8 protein-coding genes and 1 pseudogene are annotated in these 8,932 nt (G+C 39.6%); 7 read left to right on the forward strand and 2 right to left on the reverse strand.

Going from position 1 to position 8,932, the window contains the following annotated elements; translation table 11 throughout:
• On the forward strand, positions 1-452 hold a 452-nt coding region (locus HT687_RS10545), incomplete at its 5' end, for a hypothetical protein (protein WP_172924195.1).
• 78 nt (positions 453-530) lie between these two features.
• Here the strand turns inward: HT687_RS10545 and HT687_RS10550 are convergent.
• Together HT687_RS10550 and HT687_RS10555 are read right to left on the reverse strand one after the other, a co-directional pair.
• The gene (locus HT687_RS10550) at positions 531-1,613 is read right to left on the reverse strand and encodes a DEAD/DEAH box helicase (protein WP_023936444.1); all 1,083 of its coding nucleotides are present in this window, start codon (positions 1,611-1,613) and stop codon (positions 531-533) included.
• Entirely contained in the window at positions 1,610-2,587 is a 978-nt protein-coding gene (locus HT687_RS10555; protein ID WP_023936442.1) for a Gfo/Idh/MocA family oxidoreductase, read from the reverse strand. The genes HT687_RS10550 and HT687_RS10555 overlap by 4 nt, the downstream gene beginning before the upstream one ends.
• Before the next feature lie 196 nt (positions 2,588-2,783).
• On the opposite strand from HT687_RS10555, the gene HT687_RS10560 reads away from it, so the two are divergent.
• From HT687_RS10560 to HT687_RS10580, 6 genes and pseudogenes are all read left to right on the forward strand, one after another.
• A complete protein-coding gene (locus tag HT687_RS10560; protein WP_023936440.1) occupies positions 2,784-3,758 on the forward strand; it encodes an Rpn family recombination-promoting nuclease/putative transposase in 975 nt (324 codons plus the stop codon).
• A 5-nt stretch (positions 3,759-3,763) separates the two neighbouring features.
• A pseudogene (locus HT687_RS12060) lies at positions 3,764-3,883 on the forward strand (flagellar assembly protein H domain protein); the annotation flags it as partial.
• Positions 3,884-4,383: 500 nt separating this feature from the next.
• Entirely contained in the window at positions 4,384-4,983 is a 600-nt protein-coding gene (locus HT687_RS10565) for a DUF6088 family protein (protein ID WP_023936438.1), read from the forward strand.
• A 234-nt stretch (positions 4,984-5,217) separates the two neighbouring features.
• On the forward strand, positions 5,218-6,609 hold the full coding sequence (gene pgdA / locus HT687_RS10570) for a peptidoglycan-N-acetylglucosamine deacetylase PgdA (RefSeq protein WP_049779895.1): 1,392 nt from the start codon (positions 5,218-5,220) through the stop codon (positions 6,607-6,609).
• 114 nt (positions 6,610-6,723) lie between these two features.
• Complete coding sequence (locus tag HT687_RS10575) at positions 6,724-7,566, forward strand: aldo/keto reductase (protein ID WP_001099666.1); 843 nt, start codon at positions 6,724-6,726, stop codon at positions 7,564-7,566.
• Between the two features lie 272 nt (positions 7,567-7,838).
• Positions 7,839-8,600, forward strand: a complete 762-nt coding sequence (locus HT687_RS10580) for an elongation factor Tu (RefSeq protein ID WP_023936435.1) — start codon at positions 7,839-7,841, stop codon at positions 8,598-8,600.
• Positions 8,601-8,932: the final 332 nt, after the last annotated feature.

Raw genomic sequence — 8,932 nt, forward strand, 5'->3', positions numbered from 1 at the left:
AAGTCAGCTCAAAACACCGTTTTGAGGTTGCAGATAGAACTGACGAAGTCAGCTCAAAACACCGTTTTGAGGTTGCAGATAGAACTGACGAAGTCAGCTCAAAACACCGTTTTGAGGTTGTAGATAGAACTGACGAAGTCAGCTCAAAACACCGTTTTGAGGTTGCAGATAGAACTGACGAAGTCAGCTCAAAACACCGTTTTGAGGTTGTAGATAGAACTGACGAAGTCAGCTCAAAACACGGTTTTGAGGTTGCAGATAAAACTGACGAAGTCAGCTCAAAACACTGTTTTGAGGTTGTAGATAGAACTGACGAAGTCAGCTCAAAACACTGTTTTGAGGTTGTAGATAAGACTGACGAAGTCAGGTCAAAACACTGTTTTGAGGTTGCAGATAAGACTGATGAAGTCAGTATCATATACATACGGCAAGGCGAAGCTAATGCGGTTTGAAGAGATTTTTGAAGAGTATAAAATTGAATTGCTTATAAAAAAGCTCCATACACTGGATGTGTATAGAGCAATGGGGCTTTATTTAATATAGAGTTCTTGATTTTTCAAGACAATTTCACGTACGCTCACAAATTTCTTGAGTTTTTTAAGTTCTTCTGGATGAGTGACGAGAGTGATAACATAACCTTCCTTGCCCATACGGCCAGTACGGCCAGCACGGTGAGTGTAGGTTTCAATATCTCTAGGAATATCAAAGTTTACGACACATTCTAGGCTATCGATATCAATTCCACGTGCCAGAAGGTCTGTTGCTAGAAGCAGGGTTAGTTGCTTGTCTTTAAACTTTTCTAAGATGACTTTTCTAAATTTGACATTAACATCACTAGCGAGAGAAACAGCCAAGATATCCCGATACTGTAATTTTTCCTCTGCACTTCCAAGGTCTGATAGGCTGTTAAAGAAGACCAGACCGCGGAAATCCTCCACATGAGCTAGTTTTCGTAGCATATCCACTCGGTGACGTTGGTCTACCTGCATATAGAAATGTTGGATGTTATCCAGTTTTTGGTCAGAGAGATCAATGGTACGTGTGTTTGGCGCAATCTTTTCTTGGTCAAACTTAGTCGTGGCACTCATGTAGACCAGTTGGTGGTCACGCGGTGCGTAGTGAGTGATTTTCTCAACAAAGTGAATCTGAGAATCATCTAGCAATTGGTCGAATTCATCCAGGATGATGGTTTCCACATTCATCATCTTGATTTTTTTCAATTTAATGAGTTCAAAGATACGTCCAGGAGTTCCAATCAGAATTTCTGGTCCTTTTTTTAGGCGTTCAATCTGGCGTTTCTGGCTCGAACCTGATAAGAAGAGTTGGGGAGTCAAGCCGATAGTCTCAGCCCACGTTTTACATACATCAAAAATCTGTCCAGCAAGCTCTGTATTTGGTGCTAGAATCAAGAGTTGCTGCGCTTTTTTCTTTTGTAGTCTGAGAAGACTTGGTAGGAGGTAAGCTAGGGTCTTACCGGTTCCTGTTGGACTTACTCCTAGAAGATTTTCTCCTGCAAGAATGGGCTCAAATAGTTGAGTTTGAATGGGGGTAAATTCTTGGAAACCGAGTTGGTCACTTAGTTCTTGCCATTCAGTAGGTAGTTTGCTTTTCATTTTTCTGCCTCAAATCTAATGCCAGCAGTCTGGCGCATGGTATATAGTAGCTCATGAACAGAGCCTGCATCATCCAGCCAAGTCTGGTAAAGTGTCTGGTCTGGTTGCTGAATCATGTGTGCAAATGCAGTGACTTCCTCAGTCATCGTATGAGGAGCCTGTTGAATAGGGAGCTGGACTTGATTGCCTTGGTGGTCGGTAAAAATAGCTGAGAGAATATGCTCAATCGTGTTGAGGGTCAAGGTTCCATTTGTTGTGTAAATTTCGCAAGGAAGATTGGAAGTGATGTTTTTCCCAGCCTTGATATGAACTTGAAAGTCAGGGTAGAAGAGGATACCGTCTCCATTTAGGTCCATGCTATTGTCAAGCTGTTGAGCCATGTAGGTTGCGTCCTCAGCCTTTCCAAAGAGACGAACGGCAGCGTAGAGAGGATAAATCCCCAAATCCATAAGTGCTCCACCAGCAAAACGCTCTGAAAAGACATTGGGCGTATGCCCAGCCAACAAGTTAGGCATTTTGGAAGAATATTTGGCATAGTTGAAATCTGCCCCCAAAATTTGTTTGTCTGCTAAAAAGTTTTTGATGATAGTGAAAGCTTTTTCATGGTAATTACGAGCTGCTTCAAAGATAAAACAGTGATTTTTTTCAGCTGTTTGAACCAAATCCGGCCAGTCTTGTGGCTGAGTGACAGCTGGCTTTTCAAGAATGACATGTTTACCTGCAGACAAGGCAGCCTTTGCCTGAGCAAAATGCAAGGAGTTTGGACTGGCAATATAGACTACATCGAAGGAGCTCTTGAAGAAGTCTTCTAATTGATCAAATAGTTGGATATCCTGATAGCGAGAAGCAAAGGTTGCTGCGGTTTCAAGTTTCCTAGAATAGACTGCGACCAGCTGGTATTTCCCACTAGCATGGGCTGCTTCTATGAAGTGGTGGCTGATATCGCCAGTGCCAATGATACCTAATTTAAGCATAAATACTCCTTTTCTGATTTTAAATCCTTCTTTCATTATAACATAGATAGACGGGACTATCCAACAGAGGGGAAAAATTTCAAATAAGCGATTAGCTTTCTTCTGAAGAAAAGCTTTCTTTTACGAATAAATAGATAGAAGCATCAAATCTAGCAAATTAGATTAAAAAATGTGCTATAATAGAAGGAGGAGAAGGATGATTCTAAGACATCCGGGCATCAGCCCAACTAATGACTTGGTTGCTAAGAAAATTTTTAGCAATCCAGAAATCACTTGTCAATTTATTCGCGATATGCTGGACTTGCCAGCCAAAAATGTAACCATTTTAGAGGGAAGTAATATTCATGTCTTGCCTTCTTTACCCTACTCGGCGCAGGATTTCTATACCAGTATAGACGTCTTGGCGGAGTTGGATAATGGCACTCAAGTAATCATTGAAATCCAAGTCCATCATCAGAATTTTTTCATCAATCGTTTATGGGCTTACCTGTGCAGTCAGGTCCATCAAAATCTTGAAAAAATTCGCCAGCAAGAAGGCAATACTCACCAGAGCTACAAACACATCGCACCAGTATACGCTATTGCAATTGTGGATAGTAATTATTTTCAAGATGATTTGGCTTTCCACAGTTTTAGCATGCGAGAGGATACGACAGGTGAGGTCTTAACCATCACAAATAACGGTCAGGAAAACCATCTGGTTAAGATGGCTTTCTTGGAACTAAAAAAATACAGAGAAACCAGCAAAGACAAGGTTCGTAAACCATGGTTAGAGTTTTTCGGGAATAAACCCTTTACCCAGCAGCCCGAGCGAGCCATCAGCCAAGCAGATCAACTGCTGGACTACAAGAGCTGGTCCGAGGAGGATAAGAAAATGTTTAGTGAACAACGCAGGCGAGAAGAACAAGCCATGTTAGCACAGGACTATGCCTTAGAAACTGCTAGGGCGGAAGGAATTGAACAAGGACTGGAGCGCGGTCTTGAACGTGGGCGAGCTGAGGGCATTGAACAGGGAATTGAACGTGGACGAGTTGAAGGCATCGAACAGGGATTAAAAGTAAGTTTAGCAAATCTAGTTCGTCAAGGTCTTCTAACACCTGAGGTTGCGAGTGAGCAATTAGGCATGACTGTGGCTGAGTTTGAAGAACTATTGAAAGAGCATCATAAATAAGACCTAAAAAATACAGAGAAACCAGCAAAGACGAGGTTCGCAAGCCGTGGTTGGAGTTTTTTGGCAACAAGCCCTTTACCCAGCAACCCGAGCGAGCCATCAGCCAAGTAGACCAACTGCTGGATTAAAAATTAGGAAATATCGTGTAGAAAATAGTAACAGATTTTATCTCTTTGTGGGATGAAGTCTGTTTTTTTGTATGATGGGCAGGTCCTACATCTGAGTGGCAAGTTCTCCGTAGGTATCCGCTATTGGTTAATGCATAGCATATCTGAATGAAATAAGAACTAAACAAATCAGTCAGGAAAGTCAAAGTAATTTCTATTATAGTAGATTGAAACTAGAATAGTGCGCCTCTACTTCTAAAACATTGTTAGAAATCGATTTGACTGTCCTGATCGAATCGTCCTATTCTTATTTCATTTTACAATATAAAAGAAATAAATACAGCTGACTATCCTGATTTTTATAATCAAGCGATTACTGAAATAAGAAATGGGATAAAAATGGATAGAGATGTTACATAAGAAATTGTAAGAGGTCTGTTCCCTCTTGATAAAATGACTCTCATTTGACTTTTTGCACCAAAAGTAGCATCATATTCGGTGCAAAGGAGGTGCGATAGATGAACGATAAGCAGGAAATAGTAAACAGGATAGAAAATTTTGAATCGAATCAAATTTTTATAGCAAATGATTTCTTTGATATTGCAGGATATGAAACTGTTCGTAGTACATTAAATCGTCTTGTAAAAGACAAAAAGGTTACTCGCATTTTGAAAGGTATTTATTATAAACCAAAATATATAGAACTGATTGGAGAGTATGCAATGGCCTCTGTGGATGAAGTTGCTGATGCTATTGCTAGAAAATATAATTGGACCATTGCTCCATCGGGAAACACAGCCCTTAATTTACTTGGTCTATCTACGCAGGTACCAGCAAAATGGATCTATATATCAGATGGAAGATATGCCAGTTTTAATGTTGGTAAGGCAAGAATAGAATTTAAGCATAGAAATAATGGAGATATTTCAAATATGTCAACCTTAACTGCAATGGTGATACAATCTGTCAAGGCAATGGGGAAAGAGAACATTACTTCTCAGCAGATTGACTACTTACGGAAAAAATTATCTGAAGAAGAAAAGTCAACATTACTAGCTGAAGGTAAAACTACAAGTGTCTGGGTATATAGTATTATCAAGAAAATATCAGAGGTATAGGGATGTTTGAGGATAAATCGACTGGGAAAAATAAATCAATTTCTCAGAATGTTTTTAGAAGTGACGGTGTCTATTCTAGCTTCAATCTACTAGAAATTCCATAGATAGAAAACTAGATGGTTCCTATAGATAGGGCTGATCTAGTTGATGTGAGATGCTTTGGCTTGCTAGAGGAATTGTGGATTGCCAAACTGTATCATTGAAATTATTGCTTAAATTTGTTATGATATAAATATGAATAAAAGTAGACTGGGACGTGGCAGACACGGGAAAAAGAGACATATATTATTGGCTTTGATTGGTATTTTAGCAATTTCTATTTGCCTATTAGGCGGATTTATTGTTTTTAAAATGTATCAGCAAAAAAGCTTTGAGCAAAAGATTGAATCGCTCAAAAAAGAGAAAGACGATCAATTGAGTGAGGGAAATCAGAAGGAGCATTTTCGTAAGGGACAAACCGAAGTGATTACCTATTATCCTCTCCAAGGGGAGCAAGTGATTTCGTCTGTTAAGGAGCTGATAAATCAAGATATTAAGGACAAGCTAGAAAGTAAGGACAATCTTGTTTTCTACTATACAGAGCAAGAAGAGTCAGGTTTAAAGGGAGTCGTCAATCGTAATGCGACGAAACAAATCTATGATTTAGTTGATTTTAAGGTTGAAGAGACTGAAAAGACCAGCCTAGGAAAGGTTCACTTAACAGAAGATGGGCAACCTTTTACACTTGACCAACTGTTTTCAGATGCTAGTAAGGCCAAGGAACAGCTGATAAAAGAATTGACTTCCTTCTTACAGGATAAGAAATTGGAGCAAGACCAGAGTGATCAGATTGTTAAAGGTTTCTCCGACCAAGACTTATCTGCATGGAATTTTGATTATAAGGATAGTCAGATTATCCTTTATCCGAGTCCTGCGGTTGAAAATTTAGAAGAGATAGCCTTACCAGTATCTACTTTCTTTGATGTTATCCAATCTTCGTACTTACTCGAAAAAGATGCGGCCTTGTACCAGTCTTATTTTGATAAGAAACATCAAAAAGTTGTCGCTCTAACCTTTGATGATGGTCCAAATCCAGCAACGACTCCGCAGGTATTAGAGACTCTAGCTAAATATGGTGTTAAAGCCACTTTCTTTGTGCTTGGGAAAAATGTTTCTGGGAATGAGGACTTGGTGAAAAGGATAAAATCTGAAGGTCATGTTGTTGGAAACCATAGTTGGAGCCATCCGATTCTCTCGCAACTCTCTCTTGATGAAGCTAAAAAACAAATTACTGATACTGAGGATGCGCTAACTAAGGCGCTGGGTTCTAGTTCAAAACTCATGCGTCCGCCTTATGGAGCCATTACAGACGACATTCGCAATAGCCTCGATTTGAGCTTTATCATGTGGGATGTGGATAGTCTGGACTGGAAGAGTAAAAATGAAGCATCTATTTTGACAGAAATTCAGCATCAAGTAGCTAACGGCTCTATCGTTCTGATGCATGATATTCACAGTCCGACAGTCAATGCCTTGCCAAGGGTCATTGAGTATTTGAAAAATCAGGGTTATACCTTTGTGACCATACCAGAGATGCTCAATACTCGCCTAAAACCTCATGAACTGTATTATAGCCGTGATGAATAAGCAAGAAAAAATAGGTTCTGTCAGATATGTGATAGACTTATTTTTTACAAAAGATAGTACTAATTAGCAAAAAAATTATGCTATAAATGATAAATAAAATAGAAGGAGAAGCATATGAATACCTATCAATTAAATAATGGAGTAGAAATTCCAGTTCTAGGATTTGGAACTTTTAAGGCTAAGGATGGAGAAGAAGCCTATCGTGCAGTGTTAGAAGCCTTGAAGGCTGGTTATCGTCATATTGATACGGCGGCGATTTATCAGAATGAAGAAAGTGTTGGTCAAGCAATCAAAGATAGCGGAGTTCCACGAGAGGAATTGTTCGTAACTACCAAGCTGTGGAATAGCCAACAAACCTATGAGCAAGCTCGTCAGGCTTTTGCAGAGTCTTTAGCGAAGTTGGGCTTGGATTATTTGGATCTGTATTTGATTCATTGGCCAAATCCAAAACCGCTTAGAGAAAATGACGCATGGAAAATCCGAAATGCTGAGGTCTGGAGAGCGATGGAAGACCTCTATCAAGAAGGCAAGATCCGTGCTATCGGCGTTAGCAATTTTCTTCCCCATCATTTGGATGCCTTGTTTGAAACAGCAAAAATTCTTCCAGCGGTCAATCAAGTTCGCTTGGCGCCAGGTGTGTATCAAGAGGAAGTCGTAGATTACTGTCGAGAAAAAGGAATTTTATTGGAAGCTTGGGGCCCTTTTGGTCAGGGAGAACTATTTGATAGTAAGGAAGTCCAAGAAATCGCAGCAAATCATGGAAAGTTTGTTGCTCAGATAGCCTTGGCCTGGAGCTTGGCAGAAGGATTTCTACCACTTCCAAAATCTGTCACAGCCTCTCGTATTCAGGCTAATCTTGATTGCTTTGGAATTGAATTGAGCCATGAGGAGCGTGAAACCTTAAAAGCGATTGCTGTTCATTCTGGTGCTCCACGAGTTGATGATGTGGATTTTTAGAAAATCATAAAAAGAATTGTACATTGTTCTAATTTTTGATATAATAGTCAGCAGGAAAGAAAGTCTTATGGCGTTCTTCAAGCGAGCTTGGGATAGTGGGAGCCAAGTAGGGCAAAATAAAGTGCTGGCGCTTTCTGTCGTATTTTCAAAAACAATGAAGTAATAAATTAGGGTGGAACCGCGTTTCTGACGCCCCTAGGTTAAATCAACCTAGGATTGTCGGACGCGGTTCTTTTGCTTATTCAGTCTATTGTGTGAAAGAAAGGAGAGACGTGGAAAATCTTTATCTTGTAAAAGACGATAGTCAACTAGCTACATTTCGTGATTTTGTAGTAAGAAATACTGAAAAGTTGAAAGATTATCAATCTTTTTTAAAGAATGAACTTGCAGTCTGTGATTTACCGCAAGCCGTTATTTGGTCAGATTTTAATGCTGCTACACAGATTATTAGGGAAAGCGCTGTTCCAGCCTATACAAATAATAGACGAATGGTTATGACGCCTGATTTAGCTGTTTGGAAAGAGTTATATTTGTATCAGTTGATGGACTACAAGTGTTCTCAGCAAACTCAAGCAATAGAAAGTCACTATCATTCTTTATCTGAAAATTTCCTCTTACAGATTGTAGGACATGAGCTAGCTCATTGGTCGGAGCATTTTTTAGATGATTTTGATGGTTACGACTCTTATATCTGGTTCGAAGAGGGGATGGTTGAATATATTAGTCGCAAGTATTTCTTGACAGAAGAGGAATTTCAAGCGGAAAAAATTTGTAATCAATCTCTCGTAGAACTTTTTCAGAAGAAGTATGGTTGGCATTCACTGAATGATTTTGGTTCTTCGACTTATGATAAGAACTATGCAAGTATTTTTTATGAATACTGGCGCAGCTTTTTGACAGTAGATAAGTTGGTAGAAAATTTAGGTAGTGTACAAACGGTCTTAGATTCTTATCATCTATGGGCAAATACAGATAAAACTCTTCCCTTGTTAAATTGGTTTGTTCAGCAGAAATTAATTGAAAAAGAAATATAAAAACTAAAGGAGTAAACAATGTCTAAGAAATTAACATTTTACTGCGTCAGTGGCAGAAACCTCCTTACAGTCGGACTGCTCCACGCTCAGCACTAGAGTGCTTGAGCTAGACGCAGTACTAACTCGTCTTGCCTCGTATGATTGACGAGGCAGACTCGTGTCGCAAGTAATTTATATAAAAAGGAGTAAATAATGTCTAAAAAATTGACTTTCCACTGCGTCAATGGCAGAAACCTCCTTACAGTCGGACTGCCCCACGCTCAGCACTAGAGTGCCTGAGCTAGACGCAGTACTAACTCGTCTTGCCTCGTATAATCGACGAGGCAGACTCG

The organism is Streptococcus sp. 1449, assembly GCF_013276805.1.
Classification (GTDB): Bacteria; Bacillota; Bacilli; order Lactobacillales; family Streptococcaceae; genus Streptococcus; species Streptococcus pseudopneumoniae.